Source organism: Arthrobacter sp. TE12231, assembly GCF_054062895.1.
Map to the genome: position 1 here is coordinate 2,353,094 of NZ_JBSSFS010000001.1, position 21,688 is coordinate 2,374,781.

Below are 21,688 nucleotides of genomic sequence, written 5' to 3' on the forward strand. Positions count from 1 at the left end.
TAAGGACCGGAGGGTGGATCCCCAGAATGCCCGCCGGCACGAGGGCCTTGACCTCCTGAGGCCGACCGACTCAAACCTCCGGCGCTCGAGCATGTCAGGGACTACTACGACCGCCACACCATGGGAGTCATCCTTTTCGGCATCCCCCGGCATCGAAAAACGCCTCCCCCGCTACCCCAGCGCTGCAGCCGCATCGGCTTTGCCCACCACTACCGGACTCTCAGCACCGATGAACCCACCCTCGTCCTGACTAACCGCTGGCAGTCGTCTTTATCGAGAGATGCCGACCAAGACAGGGAATCCGTCTTCGTCTTTGAACCAGCTTTCTGACCGGGCACGGCCGAACTTCCCGTCAGGTTTTGTGGTTTCGAACTGCAGGCTCCCCATCCCCCCGCCAACTCGCACGTGCTTTGGACTCGGGTTGGAGCACTTCGATTCCGGCCTCCCGGAGCGCCTCAATGTCTGTACGGCTGGTTTTGCTGTCGGTGATGATGCCCGACAGCTTGTCCAGCCCGCATACGTGGCGAAAGGCGGTGCGGCCGAGTTTTTCGCCGACTGCGAGGGCATAGGCTTTCGCCGACTGTTGAATCATCAGCTGCTTGATCGGTACGTCTTCGCTCGCATAGTCGGTGAACCCGGCAGCCACATCAACGCCGCCGGCGCCCAGGAAGGCCCAGTTCGCGTTGAAGCTTCGCACCTGGGCCAGAACTTCGGGCCCGTAGGTCGTCATTTCGCCTGTGCGGACCCTTCCGCCCAGTACGTAGAGTTCAATACCTGGCCGGCCTCCCAGGATCGAGCCGACGGAGAGGCTGTTCGTAACGACGATCCCGTGAAAGGTTCCGGGCAGCGCCATCGCAACGGTCTCGACAGTTGTTCCGACGTCGAGAAAGATCGTGTCCGTATCCGAAATCATGGATGCGACAACGGCTGCGATTTCTTCCTTCTCCGCCCGGTTCTCCGTGGAGCGGATTGCGCGGTCCGGTTCCGTGTCGACCAACCGCACGGGGGCCATTGCGCCTCCATGGATCCGCTTGAGCTCGCCGGAACGTTCCAATGCCATGAGGTCACGCCGGACCGTTTCCCCGGACACGGACATCTGCGCGGCAATGTCGGCCGGCCGGAGATATTCGCCCTGGCCAACAAGCTCGACAATCCTGCGGCGCCGCACGGCGGCCGGCTGCTTCATCGGACGGATCATGGTCTCCACACCCTAACGGCTGGCAAATCTATGGCTGGCACACCTGAGTAAATCCACGGCTTTGACGGCCTCTCAGCGAGAAGCTGCCAACCCTGCGCTTCAGATCATACCTAGATTGCACAAAACAACTCAACATTCCAACCACCTTCCGTGCGGTGGTGGCCCGCGAAGCACCCCTTGGATCTTCAAGCAGGGAGGGGCGGCGGGAGTCTGGACTCGCCCGCACGATCGACGATGTGATGACAGCCACAGAAACCCCTTGACTTCGCGCGCCCACAAGTCCATGCTTTTACTAACAAATCCTCGTAATTCCACAAATTGCGTCATTCCGATCTACGAGGAACAGTGCACGTTCAGGCGCCAGATCTCAGCTCCGGGTACCGGGAATGTTCGGTACAACGGGGTGCTGACGGACCTGCGCCGGGACGGCCCAATCCAAAAAATGCGGTTGTCAGCATGTCTTGACAAATCGCGAAACGATGTCCAGAGTTGGTCGACATACGGATCACTGGAGGCGAAACCAGGCTGAGTAGCCGGTTATTCGCGTCAGGCTCCCTGCCCCTTATTCAATGGAGAATTGCGTGCAAAAAACAACGCTTGAGCGGCTTCGTGTGCCCCGGCCCGGGGACAGGAATGAAGTTGCAAAGACGTACTACCCGCCCGAGCTTCGGGCCGCCATCGTAGGGACCGGCGGCATTGCCCGGATCCATGGCCAGCGGATCCACGACTTGGGATCTCAAGTGGTCGGGGTTTGCGGCCGGGACTTTTCAAAGGCTCAGGCTCTTGCCGCCGATCTGCAGCCCGCCGGTCGGGGGGCCGGCGTCCGCGGAGGGGACGGCATTGCCTCGTTCGATGATCTGGGCCGGATGCTTGATGAGACCAGGCCGGATGTTCTTCACGTTTGCTCACCGCATGGTTTCCATGCCGGTCATGCGCTCGAAGCCATCAAACGGGGCATCCATGTCATCTGCGAAAAACCACTGGCCACCACCGTTGACGATGCACAACGTCTGGTGGAGGCGAGCGACGCCGCAGGAATACACGCAGCCGTGTGTTTGATCCAGCGTTCCTATCCGATGGTTGCCGAGCTGCGCGCCCGAATTCTTTCCGGAGAGATCGGGAAGGTACAGGCAGTGCGTGGGGCGTTCCTGTCCTGGGACTCTAACCACGACAACTGGGGATGGGGATTCGACCCGGCGATTGCCGGCACTTCCTACGCAACAGCAGACCTGGGTGTCCACTGGCTGGATCTTGTCGAGTACGTGACAGGCTCGCAAATCAGCCAGGTGGAGGCGCGGTTTTCGACCCTGCGGCCCAAACGCTTCAAGGACGGGGTTGAAATCGACGTCGAAGCCGAAGACTACGTCAGGGTGTTCCTTCAGCTTTCGGACGGCACCCCCGGATCCGCAGTCTTCTCGGGCGTATGCGCCGGGGAACCTAACGCTTGCTCCATCGACGTGGACGGAGTGGATGGCGGCTTCCACTGGCAGGCCGACGACCCCAACGTACTTCGGCATCGGCGTTCTGATGCCTCGGTCCTGACGATTACCCGGGATCCCGAGCAGCTCTCTGTCGACGCCGGACGAATCGCGTTCACTCCTGCAGGGCACGCAGAGGGATTTGGTGACGCGTTTAGAAACCTCATCCGTGACGTGTATTCGGCCATTGGAGGCAGCGGCGTGGCCTACCCGACCTTCGCCGACGGCCAACGGCTGGTTTCGCTGGTCCACGCAATTCAAGAAAGCGCTCAAACCCGGAAGGCGATCGACATTGACTAATCTCCTCGTAGAAGACAGCCCGGCCAGCTCCCGGCCAATAATCGGCGGGACGGCAAAAAATGCCATTGAGTTAAGGGGAATCCGGAAGAGTTACGGGGACGAAGTCGCTCTCCATGAACTTGACCTGGACATCGTTGATGGCGAATTCTTCTGCCTGCTGGGCCCGTCCGGGTGCGGCAAGACCACCACCTTGAACATCATCGGCGGTTTTGTCGGAGCCACGGCAGGGGTGGTCAGCGTTGCAGGGGTGAACGTGACCAAACTTCCGCCCAACCGCAGACCGATTAACACCGTGTTCCAGTCCTACGCACTTTTCCCTCACTTGAATGTCATAGAAAACGTTGCGTTTGGAATGCGGATGGCGAAGGTGTCAAAACCCGAGCGTCTCAAGAGGGCGCAAGAGGCCCTGGATCTGGTCGGCCTTGGCACCTTCTCCGACCGCGCCGTCACCAAGCTTTCCGGCGGACAGGCCCAGCGCGTGGCTGTTGCCAGAGCCCTTGTCAACAAACCCAAAGTTCTGCTCCTGGACGAGCCGCTTGGCGCGCTGGATCTCAAGCTCCGGAAACGGCTTCAGACCGAGCTCTCCATCATCCAGCGCCAGGTCGGGACAACCTTCGTGTTCGTGACTCACGACCAGGAGGAGGCAATGGGTCTCGCGGACCGCATCGCGATCCTGAACGGCGGGCGGATCGAGCAGATCGGGACGCCAGAGGAAATTTACCGGAGGCCCTGCAGCCGCTATGTTGCAGAGTTCATCGGCGAATCCAACATCCTGGCCGGCCGGAAGGAAGGCGGGGTATTCCATCTTGAAAACGGTGCACCAGTGCCCATTTCGGCCAATGCACCCGAAGACACGACGTCGATTGTGATCCGCCCCGAATCCCTCAGGATAGCCGCGAACGGCTTCATCGACGCCGAGATCGTTTCCCGCGCATACCTCGGATCAACCACGCGGATCGTGATGCGGCTTTCCGGCAGTGAACAACTTGTCGTGTCATCGCTCAGTGACCATGCGCTCGAGGACCATGACGGAACCGGGCTCGAGATTGGCCAGACGGTGAAGCTCGCATGGTCTACCAAGGCCGCCCACCCACTCGTAGAACAGCTTGAGAAGAAGGAAAACCACAATGGCAAGTCTGCATAACACCAAATTTGACCGCCGCACGCTGCTCCTCGGGTCTTTGGCTTTGGGCGCGAGTTCCTTCGTGATGACGGGATGTGCCTCCGGTGCCAGTGACTCAGGTGCAGCCGGAGGAAAGGTTAACTGGCTGACCTGGTCAGACCACTTTTCAAATGACCAGCTGCAGAAGGTCGCCGCTTCCTCCAAAATCACGGGCGGACCCAAACTGTTCTCGGACAACGCCGATGCCCTCCTGCAGATCAAACAGACCGGCAGCCAGTTCGACATTGTCTCCGGCGACGCACTGTGGGTGAAGAAGTACAGGGAAGAAGGCCTCATCGATCCGTTCCAGATGGACGAGATCCCAGTGAGCAAGGAGTTGTACTCGGCAGCCCGGGACTTCTCCTTCCTCAAAGACCCTCAAGGCTACCTGGGATACCCCTTCTCCTGGTCGAGTGTCCAGATCTATTTCAACCCCAAACTGGTCAAAACTCCCCCCACCTCGTGGGAGTCGCTCACTGACCCCGCGTACAAGGGCCTGATCGTTGCCGAAAACATTCCGACCGACCTGCTTGCCATTGGCGGAATTGCCACCGGCTCCAAGGATCCGTATGCGCTTAAGGGCGATGGCCTCACGAAGGCTTCAGACTTCCTCAAGGCCCTGAAACCCAACGTGCTCAAGCTGGCGAGCCAGAACAACGAAATTATCTCGATGCTCGCCAGCGGTGAGGCCGCGATCGGAATCTCAAACCTGGGAACGGATCTCCGCGTCAAGTCCGCCGGCGGCCCGCAGATTGAGGCGGCCTACCCGACGGAAGGCACGATTGGTTTCATCGACGCCGAGATGATCACGTCCAAGGGCGCCAACCAGAAGCTGGTACGGCCCTTCCTGAACGCCATGGAGACATCCGAGTACATCGTTGAAAACTTCAAGACCAACGGCCGGCCACTGTTCAACGAGAAAGCCGCCAACATCCTGCTCAACGATCCGAAGACCGCCCAGGACGCCAAGCGCCTCTTCATGGGGAACCCCGAGAAAGCCCTCGCCATGACGCTCAAGGGACCGGCTGAAAACCAGCAGTCCTACACGGAGGCCTTCAACCAGATCTTTGGCGCCTAAGATGGCGACCCTTGAGACCGCCACCAGGGTCCCGGACGCCGGACCAGGACCGGCCAACCCCCGCTCGCGAGTCGCCCGGCGCGAACGCAAGAACTGGCGGCAATACGTCGGGTTTACCCCTGCCGCCGTCGTCTTCGGCGTCTTCTTTATCGCGCCACTCTGCCTGATTGTTGTCTACTCGTTCTGGCAAACCAAGGACTACACCCTGGTGCCAGGCTTCACCACGAAGAACTACGAAGCAATCGCCACAACGGACACGTACATCAAGACACTGGGCAAGACGATCCTGATGGCGTTCCTCGCCACCGCAACCACGCTGGCGATCGCGTTCCCGTTCTGCTACTGGCTGGTCAGGTACGTTCCGCCGCGGCTGCAGAGAGTCCTGTTCCTTCTCGTCATCTTGCCGTTCTGGACCAGTTACCTGCTGAGGGTCTACGCATGGGTCGCGATTCTTGGCGACAACGGCGCTATCAACGTTCTCTTGAAGAACCTGGGGCTCGTCGACGAACCGGTGCGACTCTTCTTGTACGACACCCCGGGCGTCTTCATCGTCCTTGTCTACCTGTATTTTCCCTTTGCCGCCCTCACTCTGTACTCCTCGCTCGACCGCTTCGACTGGCGCCTGCTCCGGGCCGGCGTTGATCTGGGCGCTTCGCCCATGCGAAGCCTTATGACAATCCTGCTCCCCCAGATGAAACTGGCCATGGTCACAGCCGGAATCTTCGTCTTCATCCCCATCCTGGGAGAGTATGTCGCACCGTCGATCGTCGGCGGGACCAACGGAGTGCTCATGGGGAACCTCATTGCCAACTTCTTCGCGGGATATCTGCTACCGCTCGGATCGGCCGCCAGCGTATTGATTGCACTGGTGATTCTCACCCTCCTTGTCCTCTTCCGCCGAGGACTCGACACTAAGGATCTCTATGGCTCATGACATGGAAGTCGTAAACCCCCGCGCCGGGCTCTTTCGAGTCATCCTCACGGCCTACGGGGTCCTGATCTACCTGTTTCTCTTCGCTCCCATCGCCGTGATGATTCTGCTTTCGTTCAACAAATCGAAAGTGGTCGGCTTTCCGATGACAGGGCTTACCCTGGACTGGTATGCGTCGCTCACACAAAACCTGATCATTCAGGACGCGCTCGGGAAGTCCCTCGCCGTAGGAGTCGCGGTCACGGTACTCGCGACGGTCATCGGCACCGCTGCAGCGTTCCCGCTGGTGCGTGCCCAGATCAAGTACCGCAGCGCAGTCCGGGTCTTCATCACCTTGCCCATCATGATTCCCGGGCTCCTCATCGGCGTCGCGATCCTCGTGCTTTCGACGAATATCCTGCATCTGCAGCCGTCGTTGCCGATCGCAGTGATCGGTCAGACAGTCCTGGCAACACCGTTTGTCATCCTCGTGGTGTCCTCGCGGCTGGAGAGCCTGGACCGAAACTTCGAGCGCGCGGCATCGGACCTGGGCGCAGGGCCGGTGCAACGATTCAGCTTTGTTGTCCTGCCCCTGGTCTACCCGGGGATCGTGGCCGCGGCCCTCATGGCCTTCACGCTGTCGCTGGATGAGTTCGTTGTCACCAATTTCATCATCGGCAGCGATCAGACGCTTCCGATCTATATCTACAGTCAGCTCAAATTCGGGATTACCCCGGAAGTTAACGCTTTGGCCTCTCTCATGCTCCTGGGAACGATCGCTCTGGTCGTTGTCACAGCGCTGGGTTTGCGCCTGATCAAAATGTTGACCGCAAAGAGCAGGCAAGAAGAACAAACAGGAGTGCCTGCATGAAAAAGTCTTGCGAAATTTCAGTCGTCCTGGAGGCATTCGCCGACACCCCGCTGGAAGAGGTGCTTTCCTGGCTGAGCCGGGAGGTTCCCGAAGTAACCGCTGTCGAGGTCGGGGCCGGCGGGTACGCGCCGCACCCGCACTGCGCTCCGGAGGAGCTGCTCGGCAGCGACTCGAGCCGACGGCAGTGGCTCTCCACACTGGCACGGCACGACATCAGCCTGGATGCGCTCAACGTGTGGGGCAACCCCCTGCACCCTGACCCCGAAATCTCCCGCGCCCACGACCATGCACTACGACGGGCCATCCGTCTTGCCGGGCCCCTCGGTACGAACACGATCGTGGCAATGTCCGGATGTCCAGGCGCCACTGCAGCTGACGTGTCTGCTTCTTTCGGTGCCGGCGGCTGGCTCCCGTATCTGGAGGGCGTCCACGACCGGCAGTGGGAGGACCGGGTCGCACCGTACTGGTCCGAAATCGCCGACTTCGCCAAGAGGGAGAACCCCGACGTCAACCTGTGCATCGAGCTGCACCCTGGAACGACGGTGTACAACGTGGAGACGTTCGAAAAATTCACGGCCCTTGGATCGAACCTCTACGCGAACCTGGACCCTAGTCATTTCTTCTGGATGGGCATGGACGCGAACAAGGTTGTCGAGCGGATCCTGCCCAGGATTGGCCACGTCCATGCCAAGGACACCTCATTCAACGAGGAAGCGCTTGCCCTGAACGGGCTGCTCGACCACCGGTGGCCGGCCAGCCCGGCGGACATGCCATGGAACTTTTCGGTACCGGGTCGCGGCCACGACGAAGCCTGGTGGCGCGGGCTCATCGCCCAGTTCGCTGACTCTCCCGTCGGAAGCATTTCCATCGAACATGAGGACCCCTTCGTGGACGCCAAGACAGGCGTCAAGGAAGCCGCAGGGCTGATACACCGCGCCCTCAGTGCCACCTGGCCAAACGCGTCTCCCCAATTTGCAAACCTCACCCCCTAACTACTTCATCTCAAGGAGAACCAAATCATGACTCGTCGACTCAAAGTTGGTGTCGTCGGTGCCGGCCTCATCGCCCAAGTGATGCACCTCAACTACCTCAGAGAGCTATCTGACCGGTACGAAATTGCCGCGCTGTGCGACATCTCGGCGGAAAACGCCAAGAACAATGCCGAGAGGTACAACATTCCGAAGACCTTCTCCGACTGGCGCGAAATGCTCCAGGAACCGATTGATGCGGTCCTCATCCTAACGTCGGGAAGCCACGCTCCCATCGCCATCGCCGCGGCGAAAGCGGGCAAGCATGTCCTGGTCGAGAAGCCCATGTGCTTCTCGGTCGAAGAAGGCCTGGAAATGCAGGCGGCCGCCCAGGAAGCCGGCACCGTGCTCATGGTCGCCTATCCCAAACGGTACGATCCGGCCTATGAACGCTTCCGGGACTTGGCCATCGACACGGTGGATCCTCGTCTTCTCCGGGTGACGACCTTCGAATCACCCTTCCTGCCCTACGTCCAGCACTACTCCCTGGCGCCGGTGTCCCCCATTCCCGCCGAGGCAATTGCCCTGTGGAAGGCCCAGACCCAGGAGAGCATCACCCGGGCCATCGGGGATGCCGACCCGTTCCTGCGCGAGAGCTACCACGCGGTCCTCTTGGACACCCTGGTGCATGAACTGAACACCATTCGCGGCGTATTGGGCGAACCCACGAGCCTGGAATATGTCGACCTGACGGCCGGAAGCCTCACCGTCGTGCTCAAATTCGAGGACCTTACCGCGGCGATCCACTGGCTTGACCTCCCGGGAATCACCCGTTACGAGATGGAGTTCGCGCTCTACGGGCCGGAATCCCGCACTACGCTGAGCTTCCCGTCACCCTTCCTGCGCAGCGCGCCGGCAACCGTCGAGATCATTGACGGCGAAGTCGGCACGGCGAAATCCCGAAACATCAGCGAGACCGTGTCGTACGAAAGCTCATTCAAGCTGGAGCTCCAAGCCTTCCACGATTGCGTCGTCGAGGGCACCGAACCGCTCACGAACGCTCAGGATGCACTCCACGACCTGGCTCTTTGCCAGTCCATCATTCGATACATCCAGCAGGGAGAGTCCATTGCGTACCCCAGCTCGATTGACGCACCCGCGTTCGTTAACTAATCAAGGATTCTGATCATGCAGAGCAATAACACCGGCATCGTGGTGGCCAACGCCCCCATCAGCTACGGAGCATTTGAAGTCACAGTCGGGATCGATCCGAATGTCCCCGACGGGGCTGCCATCCTCGAGGCGGTCAGCTCGGCGGGGTACGCCGGAATCGATCTCGGTCCTGTCGGCTATTTGGGTGATGGGGCGGAGCTAGGCAAAGGCCTCGCCGCGCACGGTCTTGGTCTGACCGGCGCCTACCTTGAGTTGCCGTTCTCAGACGCCTCCGAGCTGGACGCGATGATGCCCGAACTCGATGCCATGCTGGACACCTTCGATGCTATTTCCGAATTCCAACGGGGCTTGCCGCCGAAACCGACCATCGCCGATGCAGGTGCGGAACACCGCCGGAACGCTCCTGGCTCCGGTCAGAGGAACCCCACGAGCGGCTACAGCCCGGAGCAATGGGACGCCTTCGCCGTCGGGCTTGCCCGTGTGGTTGAACATTGCCGCAAGCGCGGCTACGAGCCGACGTTCCATCACGAGACCGGTACATATGTCGAGTCGCCGGAGGAGATCGCCAAGGTACTGGAAATCTCGGACATCGGATTGTGCCTGGACTCCGGACATTTCCTCATCGGCGGCGGCGACCCCGTGGAATATCTCCGCACCTGGGCCGACCGAATCAATCATGTGCATCTGAAGAGCGCGAGTATCGCCCGGTTCAATGAAGTCGTTGCGGAGAGCCTGCCTACGACAGCAATTTGGGAACGGGAAGTGTTCCCTGTGCTGGGCGAAGGCGACCTTGACTGCGATGCATTTATTTCCACACTGAAAGACATCGGGTACTCGGGCTGGCTGGTTGTTGAGCAGGACATCCTGCCCCAGACTGCGGAGCGCTTCGAGCGCGCCATCGCGGACCAACAGGCCAACAGGACCTTCCTTGCGGAGCGTGGACTGTGAGCCCGCGCTTTCGCCTCGGACTCATTGGTGGCGGCCGGATGGGACGCACCCATCTGCGGGCCCTGAAGAATTCAGCCCTCGTGGAGTGCGTTGCCGTTGCGGAGCCCTTCGAACCGTCCGCACGGGAACTGAGATCAATGGGCCTGGCGGTATACCCGACCGTGGACGAGATGCTCGCTGCCGGCGGCCTTGACGGTGTCATTATCGCCGCACCCACCGATCAGCATGTCGAGCTGGCCACCCAGGTCATTGAAGCCGGCGTCTCCGTCCTCTGTGAGAAGCCCTTCGGTATCTCCGCCGAGGACGCGCGGAAGGCTGCCGCGCTGGCCGCTGAACGCGGCGTCGCTCTGCAGATCGCGTATTGGCGTCGCTTCATCCCCGAACTGGTTGCGCTCCGCCAGGATATCGCGTCCGGGAAGCTGGGGAACATCCATCTTGTCGTGTGCTCGCAGTGGGATGAAGCGCCGCCGCCCGCAAGTTTCCGGAACCACAGCGGTGGCATCTACATCGACATGGGTGTTCACGAGATCAATCAGATGCTCTGGCTCCTTGACCAGAATGTGTGCGACGCGACTGCCGTGGCGGGGCCCGCCACGGAAGACCCGGACGCGGCCAACGATGTCGACAGCGCACAGGCGCTCATCTCCCTCTCGGAGGGGGCCACCGCAATCGTCTCCCTTGGACGCTTCTACCCCGGCGGTGACGTCGTCACCGCGGAAGTATTCGGCTCGAACGGGCACTCCCGCATAGAGGTCGTATCGCCCGAGAGCGGTGAAGCCCCGCAACTGGAGGCGCTGCGCCTCCAAGCTGAAGCCTTCGCCCGGCACGCCGCGGGCGGGCCGTCGGAAGGAACCACGGCTATGGAAGCTGCGACAGTACTCGATATTGCCCAGCGGCTGACCGACTCAGCCAAGATCGCCGTCCTCACACATTAATCACGTGCCAACGGAAACGGATGAGGAGGTATGAAACTCAACACCCACCAATAATTTCAGGCAGACCGAGCCGGAAATTGGGTTAGAAACGACGCACCGAGTCAGCGGCACGGGTTGCTCACCCCAGGGAGCAACCCGTGCCGCCTCAGAACCAAACCACGATCCGGGACGGTTCAACCTGACCGTTCCTCCGCGGTTACGCGAGCGTAGGAGGTCACCCCCGGGCACCGGTGCGTAGTGCCTGACTGGGCTGTATTACCGTGGGCTGTCGTCACGAGACTAATGCCAACGGCCACCTGTTTTCGCGTCACACGGCCCTCCGCCGGAGGGAAGACCACTGACGTTAGTGCTGAAAGGACCCCGCGATGACCCCCTCGGTTGCAGTCGCTGCCGTGACGTTGGACCGCCCCCGGGAGCTGGCAGTCCTGCTGGATGCCATCAACAACCAGACCGCTGCGGTCCGCTCCATTTGCCTCGTCGACAGCGGCACCGTGCCCTCCAAGGATGTCGCCGACCGGCACGCCAACGTGGACTACGTCCGGTCCGAGGCCAACCTCGGCGGCGCCGGCGGTTTTTCGCTGGCCATCCTCAAGGCCGTGGCCAGCGGGGCTGACTGGATCTGGATGATGGACGACGACGCCGAGCCCGCCGACCCGGAATGCCTCGCCACGCTGCTCCGCGAAGCGCAGGACCGGGACCTGGACGCCGTGGTCCCGCTCGTGGTGGCCCCCGGCCACCCGGACCGGCTGTCCTTCTTCTTCCGCCTCAACGGCAAGGTCACGCACGAGCGCGCCGAGGTGGAAAAGGCCGGGTTCCTGCCCGGGGACGGGCACTTCTTCAACGGCGCCCTGATCCGTTCCGATGTCTTCTTCAAGGTGGGCCTGCCGGACATGCGCCTGTTCATCCGCGGCGACGAGGTGGACTTCACGCTCAGGCTTCGGAAGGCCGGGATCCGCTTCGGCACGGTCACCACCGCGGCCATCACCCACCCGCACGCGTTTTCCGAAACCAAGCACGTCTTTGGCGCACGGTGGCACGTGATCGTTCCGGACTCCGCCTTCAAGCGCTACTTCTACTACCGGAACCGCGGCTACATGATCCGCCGCCATTTCCGGGTCAAGTCCTTCATCGCTGATGTAGGCGGCTACCTCGGCTACTTCCTGCGCAGCGGCGACGTCCGCGGCCTCGCCGACTGGTTCCGCGCCTTTTCCACCGGGCTCCGCGGCAAGGGCTTCGGCCCGCTCGAGGATCCCGGCCCTCCCGGGTGAGTGGGCGGGCGTGGGAGACGGCAAGACATAGACATTATTCAAACGAAAGGACCTCTTGACATGAGGCTTGAAGGCTGGCATCTCATCATCATCATCGTTCTGGCATTGGTGCTGTTCGCTGCACCGAAGCTGCCGGGCATGGCCCGCAGCCTGGGCCAGTCGATGCGCATTTTCAAGTCGGAAGTCCGGGAAATGAAGAAGGACGGCACCTCCGACGCCAAGGACGGCTCCGAGCCGGTCGAGGGCCGGGTTGTTAACCACCCGCAGGCCGCCGCCCCGGAAAGCCGCACGGGCGACGGAACCGACGTTCCGCCGTCGACCCGCGCCTAAGACCGCATGGCAGTAACCATGAGCCGTCGATCAAACCCCGAGGGGAAGATGGCGCTCCTTGACCACCTGAAAGAGCTGCGCAACCGGCTCTTCAGGGCGGCAATCGCCGTCGTCATCGGGACGGTGGCGGGCTTCCTCGTCTACCAGCCGTTTCTGGCTGCGCTGACCAAGCCGATCCGAGACCTGAACGAACAGCAGGGCCGGCAGGCGACGCTGAACTTTGACGGGGTCGCGAGCTCGTTCGACCTCATGATCCAGGTATCCGTGTTCCTGGGCCTGATCATCGCCAGCCCCGTCTGGCTCTACCAGCTCTGGGCCTTCATCGTGCCCGGGCTGCACAAGAAGGAACGCCGCATCGCCCTGTCGTTCGTGGCAGCGGCCGTGCCGTTGTTCGTCGGCGGCGTCCTGCTGGCCTGGCTCGTGCTGCCCAACGCGGTGCGCGTGCTGACCGAATTCACGCCGGCGGGCGGCTCCAACTTCATCAGCGCCCAGGTCTACCTGACCTTTGTCCTGCGGCTGCTGCTGGCCTTCGGCATCGCCTTCCTCCTGCCGGTGGTCCTGGTCGGGCTGAACCTGGCCGGCATCGTCAAGGGCCAGCAACTTCTCAAAAGCTGGCGGATCACCGTGTTCCTGGTCTGCCTCTTCGCCGCCATGGCGGCTCCCGGCGCCGACGCCACGAGCATGTTCTACCTCGCCGTCCCCATGCTGGCCCTGTTCTTCGCAGCGATCGGGCTGTGCATGCTCAACGACCGCCGGCGCGAACGACGCGCCGTCAAACGCGCCGCCGAGACCGAAGCCACCGCGGACCAGGCCACACCAAGTTCCGAGCTGGAGAATCTCTAGGCTTCGTTATGAATCCCCACCGGAGCCCGCGCAGTGCCGGTTCCCCGACTCAAAGGATTGGATATGTTTGGGATTGGCGCTGAGAAATTCGTTGTTCTCCTCATCATTGCTGCTTTGGTCCTTGGACCGACCAAGCTGCCGGAGTACGCGGCGAAGCTTGGCCACCTCGTGCGGGAGGTACGACGAATGGCATCCGGCGCCCGGGAACGGCTGAACGAGGAACTCGGTCCCGACTTCCAGGACCTGGACTGGGGGCAGATGGACCCCCGACAGTACGATCCGCGCCGGATCATCCGCGAGGCACTGACCGACGACATCCCGCCAGCGCCATCCGACACTCCCGCCACCGGACCGGCAACTGCAGCACCTCCTGCGGCCCTCCCGACCGAACATCTCCCGGCAGGCTAAGAGGATGGCCTTCGACCCCGAAGCGACCTGACTCGCGGTCCCGCCGCACGGCTCGTGGCGGCTAAACCCGGTGCTTCTTGCCGTCTGCATTGAGATACTGGTAGGGGTTTCGCGAATGATAACGTTCGCGGGCCAAGGCCGCCGTCAGTCCCCTCACGCCGGCCCGGTCCTGCAAGCGCTTTCGTCGGGTCGTGGATGCTTGCGCAGACCGCGGATGGTGAACTCGGCTTTGCCGTGGCCAATACGCCTTGGCTTTTCGCCGGCACCCGCGCCGGCCAGCACCTCCGCGGGCGACCCTCTCCGAGCGACCAGCTTCGTCGGGCACCAATGGCAATGGAGCGCTGGTTCGAACCATTCAGCGAGGAAAGGCGCGTCGCCTGATACGCCCACTCATCGGTTCGCCCTTGGCCTGAGGCTCTATTGAAGGTCAGCCAATAGCGAGAGCGTGGACTGGGTCGCCGATAAGGCTGTTGTTGGTCGGATGCCGTGAAGGAGAAGCGTCTTAGTCTTCGCATTCGATGCAGTACGAGTGGCCGTTCCTTTCGCGGGAAGTGGGGACCCGTGCCGGACCAGGAAACAGGAATGGCAGATGAACTCGTCCTTGGCCTGGGAATGACCTGAACGATGAGTTCCTCGGCGACAAACTCTCCCAAACGTCATGGTTTCATCCAGCCCGTCGGTCCCGTCGAGCTCCCGGACGACGCGGCGGGCATCCGGGGCGTTTGTCGACCGCAGGGCCTCCAGAGAACGGTCCAATCCTTTGACATCGGAACAGGTCCATCCGTGAACCCTCGGGGGGTCCCGGGCCAGCGGGAGCCAATGCCAAATTTCGGCATTGGTCACTACCCTTGTCAGGTTGAAGTACACCCCAAGCTGACGTCAGGCTGTGGTCAGAGCTCGTCAGATTTGGCTCGGTTTCGTTCTTTTCTGACACAGCCGCATAGAACTCCGAGGTCCAAACCTGACACCGGACGCGGCCCTGCCACCCGCACCCTCAATAAAGCGGATATAAGTGTGGACAATGTCCACACCCTCTTTGGCTGGACAAACACAGGTACGGGGCTTCTCGAACGGTCCCCCGAGCCCTCACCTTGAAGCCATGCGTCGACATCGCTGTGGTCATGTCGTCCCTGCTCCCCCGGCCCATGAATAGGTGTAGGCCACCCCGGGCCCACCCAACGAGAACCGGAACGAGGAAACGCCAGAACCCACTTCCCAGCAGGCGGAATGCCCACCAGCCAGGGACTTGAACCCGCCACCCCACACACCTGAACAGGCCATCGCGGCGGCCAGACCACAGCCCGCGAACCAGCCGTCAGCGACGCGACCACAAGCTTTGTCAACACGTCAAAGCAAAACCCCTTCTGACGAGGGGGAATGCGTGCCCGAGGTGGGACTCGAACCGGGTTCCAGCCCTTGCAAACACTGGGAACTCGAGAAAACATCACCGAACCGGCCCGACCCGACCGGTCTGCGACTCGATACGAAGACTAAGGTGTTGACAGTGTCAACACCTTCTAACTGCCTCGTCGGAAGGTGGGACCGTCTGCTGATTCGCCAGCCCACATTCCTGGACCTCACGGCCCTTTCTACAAATGCAATATGCGATAGCACAGAAATCCGGACTTCCCCAACGCCACGGCGGTCGCCCGCAGGACCGTGCAGAACTGGCGGGCAGCCTGTCAGGCTGCCCGCCAGTTCGAACTCCAACCGCCCCCTACTTCCAGTAGGTCGCTATGCAAGTGAGCGGGTCGCCTGAGTTCGTTTGACCCTCTATCCCGTTGTACCCGGCCAGCAGTGCCTCCTTCCTTTGCTCCGGCGTTCCATGAGGATCGTTGCTGGCGACGGTGTCGCCGATGGATTCGAGCGCGGCCACTGCTTCGTCGTAGTCTCCTGGCTGCAGGAGCCCGTCGTAGTAGGTGGAGGCCATCCAGACACCGGCGAAGCAGTCAGCGATCAGCTCCTTGTTGACGTTGCCGTGCGCAAGGACCGGAAATTGGGCGTCCGGGTGCGCCGCGTTGTTTTCCAGATAGATCGCATTCTGGACGTGGTGACCGAACTCGTGGGCAGTGATGATCGCGGCGGCGAAATCGCCCAATTCTTTGCTGTTGTTCTGAAAAATGTCGCCGACCCACATCTTCTGGAATGTCGATACCGGCAAGACGAGCGACCCGTCGCTTCTGCCATCAGCGTCGGCCGCGCAATAGAAGGCATTGTTGTAATCTGCCGGAATCGGGTTCGCATCACACTTTGTGGTCACCGTGGTTCCGGGTTCGACTTTCTCGATGGTGATCCATGGCTCGGGGAGCTGTTGCGATACGAACCAGTTCGACCATTTTTTGTCTAGATCCCTAATGATGAAATCGAGGTACTCCTCGACTGTGTAGCCGAATTCGTCCGTGGGCGACACCTTGATCTGAGGCGGTGCTGCCCCGGCCGGCGCCTGGTCCATTGGACTCCCAACCGAGGAACCCTGTGACTGCACAGGCGATCCCTGGGGTGCACTGGACTGGATCTGTGGAGCGGATGGTTGGACAGACTGGCCCCTGAAATCCGGGGTTTGGCTTGGTGAGGGACTGGCCGAGGACACTTCCGGCGGTGCCGACACTTCGGCCGTTGACGCCGACCCTGGGCGGGATGCCGCCGCCGTTCCGCATCCTGTCGCCCATAGGCCGAGCACTGTGATCAGGACGACGCATGAGAACTTATTCTGGGTGTGATTCATGATCTTCTCCTTGCAGTGTATGGAATGATGCCGCTTGTTCAAGGAGAGCCGAGTGACTCCCCGGGACGAATGGGGACCTATAGCCCCGGTGATCTCAGATAGACGTAGCCGCCGCTGGCGTTGCAGGATGCCGTAAACCGTCCGACGCAGGTGTAGTCACCCGCAGTGTTGAAGACCATCACTCTCGATCCGAAGTCGGCCGTCTCGCCGGGATTCGTCCAGCCGATTCCTATGGAGACCAGGTAGTAGCCCGCCGAGCTGAGCCGGAAGTCCGTGTCGGTGAGGTAGCCGCCGTTTTGCCCTGCCTCAAGAACCCGGGTCACGCTCTTGGTGGCGACCTGAACCCAGGACGATCCGTTCCAGCGGGACAAGACGGTGACGGCGTTCAGGCGCTGCTGCCCTGTGGTGGCAGAGGACCTGTAGACATATGGTGCGGGGACGAAGATTTCAGGGTTGTAGCACGGGTAAAGGGTGCTGGCACAGGCGTTGTAATGCAGGGCTTGCACCTTGGGCATATAGACGCTGCCGGGCCGGGAACCTGTGGTCGATTCTGTGTATGCAGATGCCGGTGTCGCCGGAAGGCTGAGGGCGAAGGCAGTCCCGATCAGCGCGAGTGTTGTCAGGAAGGCGCGGTATTGGTTGCGGATGCTGCTGTTCATGGAAATCAGCTGCTTTCATTCGGAGGAGCGATGGTTCGATGGGGACCAATCTCCTCCGGGGCGCTTACTGACCGCTTACCAATCGCTTATCCGGAGCCAAATGGCAGCCTGCGAAGCCAGGTGCCTACCTCCCTGCCTGCGCGCGGCCCGCGTAGTCGCGCTGCTCAGAGTCGAGCGCCAGCGGCTGGCGAGAATTGCACGGTCCTAATGCGCGGCTCTAGGGTAGTGGCGCGTGCAGCCACCTGCAGGAGTCCCGAGGGATCCGTTGCTGGCGCTTTGCGCCCGCGGCGACAGATCTTCCTTGGTCTTCCGCGTCCACGCGACAGTTCTTCCGTGGACAAGGAACCTTGGACCTTTCGATTTGGGCCCGAATGCCCGTGTGTCCAGCGCGAAGCCCTTAGTCCACCGGATGAAGATCGTTGATGCTGTCTCTGGGAAAGAAGGCCCAGTTCAGGATTTCGGCTGTCCTTGGCGAAGAAGGCTGTCGATGATCTGGCTCAGCCGGGAGGCGTTAATGGTTTCCAGCCAGTCAGAGGGGGCCTCGGCGCGGGTCGCCTCCAGCAACCGGTCCACAGCGGTGTTCACGTATGCATCAAGCATTCCGCGGATCGCGGGAGCGCGCCGGCTGACTTCCCGGGCGATCAGTGCGGCTTCTGCAGAGTTTCCCAACTCCAGGATGGACAGGCCGCTTAGCGTCATAAGCTCGATGAAAAATCCGGGACGGTTAAGGCCGATCGGCTCTGTGAGAATCGAGTGAACCGAGCGCAAGGCGTCCCTGGGTGCGCCCGAGGCCAACGAGAGCCACGCCTTGTTGATCGACACCTCTATCCGTGGAATCACCAAGCTCTTACGTTGTGCCAAAATCAACGCGTCATCGAGTAGCGGGCCTGCCAGTTCCAGGGCCCCCTGAACCAGATAGAGGTATCCCAGCGCTGATTTCTTGTAGAAGTCGTTCCAGGAATAGTCAGGAAACGCTCCCTGGTCCACGCTCCTCTGCAGTTCTTGTGCGGCGTTCTTCCAATGGCCGAGACTGGCAAATATCGCAGCACGGGATGTCGCACGGTAGTCCGGTCCGCCGGTAATTCTGTAGGAATCTGTCCAGGCAAGGGCTGCTTTGAGATTGCCTTCCAGACGCATTCGCGTCTCCTGGGTATCGACCCAGGCGTTAAACCAGTAATCGCTGAAGCCGGATGCTTCTGGCTCTATGTCATTCGAAAGTTGATCGAGAAGGCGGCCGTCCGAACCCTCCTGCATGAGCAGGGAAGACAGCCATGACAGCTTGAGCAGGGTCCTTTGCAGGGCCGTTCCGCCCGACAGGCCGAGAGCGCCACGGACCGCGTTCTCCACCTCCGCATGCCTGCTCTTGATTCCCCATCCGTACAGTACAGCTGCGCCATATTCCATCACCAGGGAAGTGTCATTGGCAAAGCTCCATTCGAGTGCCGGGGACAGATTTGAGTCCTCAGCTTCTATCATTTCCGTGTATGCGTCCGACCAGGGTCCCCGGCCCTGGTGCACCCGTGTCAAGGCCGACAAATAGTATTCTGAGCGTGCACGATGCACCTCCCATCCGGGGGCCGGTAAACGTCCCGATTCTCGGGCATACAGTTTGACCGGTTGCAGAAGACGGAACTTTATGATTCCTGGGTAGGGCACTCTCATGACCAAAGACAGATCCAGCAATTCGCTGAGGATGGACCGGCTAAGAAGACTAGGCGCGGCTGCATCTATGACCGCGTGTGCTGCCGGCTCAGAAAATTCGCCTTGGATTGTTGCAAGGGCAGCCAGAGCTGCTCTGCAGTTTGAGCTGCACTGATCGATGCTCCAGTTGATGACATTGGCTGCGCTGAGGTGCCGTTGATTCTGGAGTTCGGTCAAGCCAGGATCCTGCGACTGGAGATATTCGGGTAGTTGGCCCAACACCTCTGCGACTGAATTCCATCGCAGCGCCCCGGCAATGAGCTCGAGGAAAAGAGGAACACCGTCGATCGCGCGGGCCAGTGGAATGAGATCTAGCGGCGCCAGGTTCTGGTCCGCTTCGGGTCCCACCAGCGACAACAGCAACTGGACTCCCGGGCTGTCCAGGGTTCCCACGTCCAGGGGGCCGACCTCTATGATCCGTTCGCCAGGCACACGGATCGGCGATCGGGACGTTATCAAGACACTTACCGACGTGCGTGCAAGGAGCGACGAGACCATGGATCTGACATGAACCAGAACATGCTCGGCATTGTCCAAGACGAGCAGGGCTTCTGAACCTTCCAGAGCTGATAGCAAATCAGCGGGTTCGAAGCCGACGGCCTGGGCAGCTGCCCTCTGTGTCTCGTCTGCGTTTGTGGCCGGTACGAGATCGACGAACACCACGGGACGGAGAGCCGACCGCGCCGCTTCCCTTGCAACAGCTATGGCGAGTCTGGTTTTCCCTATTCCTCCCGGTCCTACCAGCGTAACGACCCGGTTGCCGTCTTCGATAACTTGTGCCGTTGAGCGCACTTCGGCCTGACGACCGATCAAGGGTCTGGAAGGGAACGGGAGATCCACCTTAGGGGAAGAAACGGGGGTCGGCGCTATATCCAAAGAGTGGGCACCGGGCCTATTCGTCCCATTCAGGATTTGGAGGAAGGCCTCTTCCACCTCCCGAGACGGGCTGACCCCGAGCTCGTCGGCGAGAGCCTGACGCAAGGAATCATATGAGCGCAGTGCATCCGGCCCACGCCCTGCCGATACTTGGGCTTCCATTAGCAATGCGTAGGCTGCCTCATTCAGGGGCTCGCGTGAAATCTCGTCCCTCAGTACGGCTGTTGCCTCCATAGGCTGACCAAGCCTTAGTGAGGACTGTGCTTGAACGATGGCTACCGCGCTTCTGACTTCCTTGGCACGTTGCTTCGCCGCGACGGCGGCGGATGATTGGAGACCCGCCAAGGGCTCCCCCACGAACAATTGCGCGGACTTCTCAGAGAGGTCATAGGCAGATCCGAATCTGCCTTCGTCGAGATGAACAAGCGCCTGCTTCAACAGTTGCCCGGCCTCCACGATGTCGATTCTGAGAACCGCAGCACTCAGTCTGTAACCGTATCGGTTCCCGAGGAGCAGCCCGCTTCCCAGCCCCCGCCGGAGACGGGATACGGCCACTTGAATGGCATTGCGTGCAGTCTCGGGCGGGATATCCCACACCGCGTCTATGAGCGTTTCTGTCGCGACGAGACGGCCCTCGGCAAGCGCCAGAAACGCAAGGACGGAAGCCGACGTACCCGTCGGAGTAAAGGACGGCGACTCATCGGTGATAACTGAGATTTCGCCCAGTAAACGGACCAACATCATGAACCTTTCCGGCGCCGCCCGCATGCCGGCGGACACTGGGCGATCAAGACCTGAGCGTTGCCTCAAGCTCCGACAGCAGAAATCTACCGTCTCCCAATGTCATTGCACAGGATGGACCGGCTCCGGACCCGTTCGAACCGTAGGAAACCCACCCCGCCTGCCAGCACCATACGCCAAAAGAGCACTTGTTCCACCGCCGGCAGACACCAATCCGGTCTAGGATCACCACCCAGGCGTGACCCGCAGACCGAGCTCCAACGAAACGGCCAGAGGCGATAGCAGGAGCACCTCCGTACGGATGACAACTGAAATCATCCACGCACGCGCTCTTGCAGGCAGGATATGGGCCACCGTTCCCGGACAAGGACCTGATCAAGAGATCCTCACCGCTGCTGGCCAGTGTCACAGCTAGCGGCACCAAGTTTCGGATCTGTCGGTTGATGTACTAACCACTCCTATTGCGGGCTTCACCTGGCGCGGATGGGGCGCTGCCCTCGATCCTTATGATGGCCCGCGCAGCATCGGGAGGGAATAGCGGCTATGTCAGACTTTAGGGCGCCCGTCCCGGCACTTATGCCAGGGCATGGTGCCGCCGCGGCCGATGACACCGTTGGATGCCTCCCCCCAGATCATTACGATGCGCGGGTCCCGCCCCGCCAGCCCGCTATCAACCCCGAAGAACGCAGCGCCACCATTACGCCCAGCCCCGAACCTTGAAAGCCTCCGGGAACATGCAAAGCACACCCCTGCAGAAACGGGCCAGGCTCGTCGACACGCATAGCGGCTAATCCTCCATCGTGGATGGCGATTCGGCCAGCACTGCGGGTGCCCGCCGCAGGTCCTGGTAGACCGTTTCCCGGCTCAGTCCGTAGTCGCGGCGAGCTGGGATTTCGGGGTGCCGGCCTGCTCGGGTGAGGCCAAGGAAAAACGCAGGTCAGACGCATACTTTTGTGCCGTGGCACAGCAGCCCGCATAGGGGCACGCCACAGCGTCATTCTCGCTCGGAATGACGATTCGCAACCCCAGAGACTGGCTCCATCGTCCATTGACGATGGAGCCAGTCTGGCGTCTGCGCCGTCGGACACGGGTATCCCGTAAAGCCGTGCACAGTCA

The 21,688-nt window shown here is 61.2% G+C and carries 18 protein-coding genes and 1 pseudogene; 13 read left to right on the forward strand and 6 right to left on the reverse strand.

Translation table 11 applies throughout. From position 1 onward, the window contains the following. Window positions 1-270 precede the first annotated feature (270 nt). Together ACVWYS_RS10635 and ACVWYS_RS10640 are read right to left on the reverse strand one after the other, a co-directional pair. The gene (locus ACVWYS_RS10635; RefSeq protein ID WP_456506742.1) at window positions 271-387 is read right to left on the reverse strand and encodes a DUF6984 family protein; all 117 of its coding nucleotides are present in this window, start codon (window positions 385-387) and stop codon (window positions 271-273) included. After that, entirely contained in the window at window positions 353-1,198 is an 846-nt protein-coding gene (locus ACVWYS_RS10640) for a DeoR/GlpR family DNA-binding transcription regulator (protein WP_456506743.1), read from the reverse strand. Before ACVWYS_RS10640 ends, ACVWYS_RS10635 begins: the two co-directional genes overlap by 35 nt. Window positions 1,199-1,779: 581 nt before the next feature. Here ACVWYS_RS10640 and ACVWYS_RS10645 point away from each other — a divergent pair. The 13 genes from ACVWYS_RS10645 to ACVWYS_RS10705 all read left to right on the forward strand — a co-directional run bounded on the left by ACVWYS_RS10645 (window position 1,780) and on the right by ACVWYS_RS10705 (window position 13,870). Further along, window positions 1,780-2,976, forward strand: coding sequence for a Gfo/Idh/MocA family protein (locus ACVWYS_RS10645; RefSeq protein WP_456506744.1), 1,197 nt, complete (start codon window positions 1,780-1,782; stop codon window positions 2,974-2,976). Continuing rightward, window positions 2,969-4,120: an ABC transporter ATP-binding protein gene (locus ACVWYS_RS10650; RefSeq protein WP_456506745.1), complete on the forward strand. Its 1,152-nt coding sequence runs from the start codon at window positions 2,969-2,971 to the stop codon at window positions 4,118-4,120. The genes ACVWYS_RS10645 and ACVWYS_RS10650 overlap by 8 nt, the downstream gene beginning before the upstream one ends. Continuing rightward, a complete protein-coding gene (locus ACVWYS_RS10655) occupies window positions 4,104-5,216 on the forward strand; it encodes an ABC transporter substrate-binding protein (RefSeq protein ID WP_456506746.1) in 1,113 nt (370 codons plus the stop codon). The genes ACVWYS_RS10650 and ACVWYS_RS10655 overlap by 17 nt, the downstream gene beginning before the upstream one ends. Window position 5,217: 1 nt before the next feature. Further along, window positions 5,218-6,150 (forward strand): ABC transporter permease, encoded by a 933-nt coding sequence (locus ACVWYS_RS10660; protein ID WP_456506747.1) that lies wholly within the window; start codon window positions 5,218-5,220, stop codon window positions 6,148-6,150. Further along, a complete protein-coding gene (locus ACVWYS_RS10665; protein ID WP_456506748.1) occupies window positions 6,140-6,997 on the forward strand; it encodes an ABC transporter permease in 858 nt (285 codons plus the stop codon). Before ACVWYS_RS10660 ends, ACVWYS_RS10665 begins: the two co-directional genes overlap by 11 nt. After that, complete coding sequence (locus ACVWYS_RS10670; protein ID WP_456509709.1) at window positions 6,994-7,989, forward strand: sugar phosphate isomerase/epimerase family protein; 996 nt, start codon at window positions 6,994-6,996, stop codon at window positions 7,987-7,989. Before ACVWYS_RS10665 ends, ACVWYS_RS10670 begins: the two co-directional genes overlap by 4 nt. A gap of 27 nt (window positions 7,990-8,016) precedes the next feature. Next, window positions 8,017-9,138, forward strand: coding sequence for a Gfo/Idh/MocA family protein (locus tag ACVWYS_RS10675; RefSeq protein WP_456506750.1), 1,122 nt, complete (start codon window positions 8,017-8,019; stop codon window positions 9,136-9,138). Between the two features lie 15 nt (window positions 9,139-9,153). Then, window positions 9,154-10,086 (forward strand): sugar phosphate isomerase/epimerase family protein, encoded by a 933-nt coding sequence (locus ACVWYS_RS10680; protein ID WP_456506751.1) that lies wholly within the window; start codon window positions 9,154-9,156, stop codon window positions 10,084-10,086. After that, entirely contained in the window at window positions 10,083-11,021 is a 939-nt protein-coding gene (locus ACVWYS_RS10685) for a Gfo/Idh/MocA family protein (protein WP_456506752.1), read from the forward strand. The genes ACVWYS_RS10680 and ACVWYS_RS10685 overlap by 4 nt, the downstream gene beginning before the upstream one ends. 365 nt (window positions 11,022-11,386) lie before the next feature. Next, entirely contained in the window at window positions 11,387-12,289 is a 903-nt protein-coding gene (locus ACVWYS_RS10690) for a glycosyltransferase (RefSeq protein ID WP_456506753.1), read from the forward strand. A 60-nt stretch (window positions 12,290-12,349) separates the two neighbouring features. Then, window positions 12,350-12,619: a Sec-independent protein translocase subunit TatA gene (gene tatA, locus ACVWYS_RS10695; RefSeq protein WP_344367679.1), complete on the forward strand. Its 270-nt coding sequence runs from the start codon at window positions 12,350-12,352 to the stop codon at window positions 12,617-12,619. 48 nt (window positions 12,620-12,667) lie between these two features. Then, window positions 12,668-13,462 carry a twin-arginine translocase subunit TatC gene (tatC, locus tag ACVWYS_RS10700; RefSeq protein WP_456509049.1) on the forward strand — a complete coding sequence of 265 codons (795 nt, stop codon included), beginning with the start codon at window positions 12,668-12,670 and terminating at the stop codon, window positions 13,460-13,462. Window positions 13,463-13,525: 63 nt separating this feature from the next. Further along, window positions 13,526-13,870, forward strand: coding sequence for a twin-arginine translocase TatA/TatE family subunit (locus ACVWYS_RS10705; RefSeq protein ID WP_456506754.1), 345 nt, complete (start codon window positions 13,526-13,528; stop codon window positions 13,868-13,870). 502 nt (window positions 13,871-14,372) lie between these two features. Here ACVWYS_RS10705 and ACVWYS_RS10710 read toward each other — a convergent pair. The 4 genes and pseudogenes from ACVWYS_RS10710 to ACVWYS_RS10725 form a co-directional block, all read right to left on the reverse strand. Continuing rightward, window positions 14,373-14,680: pseudogene (locus tag ACVWYS_RS10710) on the reverse strand (DUF4193 family protein). A gap of 907 nt (window positions 14,681-15,587) precedes the next feature. Continuing rightward, a complete protein-coding gene (locus ACVWYS_RS10715) occupies window positions 15,588-16,322 on the reverse strand; it encodes a neutral zinc metallopeptidase (RefSeq protein ID WP_456506755.1) in 735 nt (244 codons plus the stop codon). Window positions 16,323-16,672: 350 nt separating this feature from the next. Beyond that, the gene (locus ACVWYS_RS10720; RefSeq protein ID WP_456506756.1) at window positions 16,673-17,254 is read right to left on the reverse strand and encodes a hypothetical protein; all 582 of its coding nucleotides are present in this window, start codon (window positions 17,252-17,254) and stop codon (window positions 16,673-16,675) included. A 450-nt stretch (window positions 17,255-17,704) separates the two neighbouring features. Next, entirely contained in the window at window positions 17,705-20,611 is a 2,907-nt protein-coding gene (locus ACVWYS_RS10725) for an AfsR/SARP family transcriptional regulator (protein ID WP_456509710.1), read from the reverse strand. Window positions 20,612-21,688: the final 1,077 nt, after the last annotated feature.

Excerpts from the sequence above, each read along its gene's own strand:
- ACVWYS_RS10635 (WP_456506742.1), bottom strand. The coding sequence starts at position 387 with ATGGGGAGCCTGCAGTTCGAAACCACAAAACCTGACGGGAAGTTCGGC.
- ACVWYS_RS10640 (WP_456506743.1), bottom strand. The coding sequence starts at position 1,198 with ATGATCCGTCCGATGAAGCAGCCGGCCGCCGTGCGGCGCCGCAGGATT.
- ACVWYS_RS10655 (WP_456506746.1), top strand. The coding sequence starts at position 4,104 with ATGGCAAGTCTGCATAACACCAAATTTGACCGCCGCACGCTGCTCCTC.
- ACVWYS_RS10660 (WP_456506747.1), top strand. The coding sequence starts at position 5,218 with ATGGCGACCCTTGAGACCGCCACCAGGGTCCCGGACGCCGGACCAGGA.
- ACVWYS_RS10665 (WP_456506748.1), top strand. The coding sequence starts at position 6,140 with ATGGCTCATGACATGGAAGTCGTAAACCCCCGCGCCGGGCTCTTTCGA.
- ACVWYS_RS10670 (WP_456509709.1), top strand. The coding sequence starts at position 6,994 with ATGAAAAAGTCTTGCGAAATTTCAGTCGTCCTGGAGGCATTCGCCGAC.
- ACVWYS_RS10675 (WP_456506750.1), top strand. The coding sequence starts at position 8,017 with ATGACTCGTCGACTCAAAGTTGGTGTCGTCGGTGCCGGCCTCATCGCC.
- ACVWYS_RS10680 (WP_456506751.1), top strand. The coding sequence starts at position 9,154 with ATGCAGAGCAATAACACCGGCATCGTGGTGGCCAACGCCCCCATCAGC.
- ACVWYS_RS10690 (WP_456506753.1), top strand. The coding sequence starts at position 11,387 with ATGACCCCCTCGGTTGCAGTCGCTGCCGTGACGTTGGACCGCCCCCGG.
- tatA (WP_344367679.1), top strand. The coding sequence starts at position 12,350 with ATGAGGCTTGAAGGCTGGCATCTCATCATCATCATCGTTCTGGCATTG.
- tatC (WP_456509049.1), top strand. The coding sequence starts at position 12,668 with ATGGCGCTCCTTGACCACCTGAAAGAGCTGCGCAACCGGCTCTTCAGG.
- ACVWYS_RS10705 (WP_456506754.1), top strand. The coding sequence starts at position 13,526 with ATGTTTGGGATTGGCGCTGAGAAATTCGTTGTTCTCCTCATCATTGCT.
- ACVWYS_RS10715 (WP_456506755.1), bottom strand. The coding sequence starts at position 16,322 with ATGGACCAGGCGCCGGCCGGGGCAGCACCGCCTCAGATCAAGGTGTCG.
- ACVWYS_RS10720 (WP_456506756.1), bottom strand. The coding sequence starts at position 17,254 with ATGAACAGCAGCATCCGCAACCAATACCGCGCCTTCCTGACAACACTC.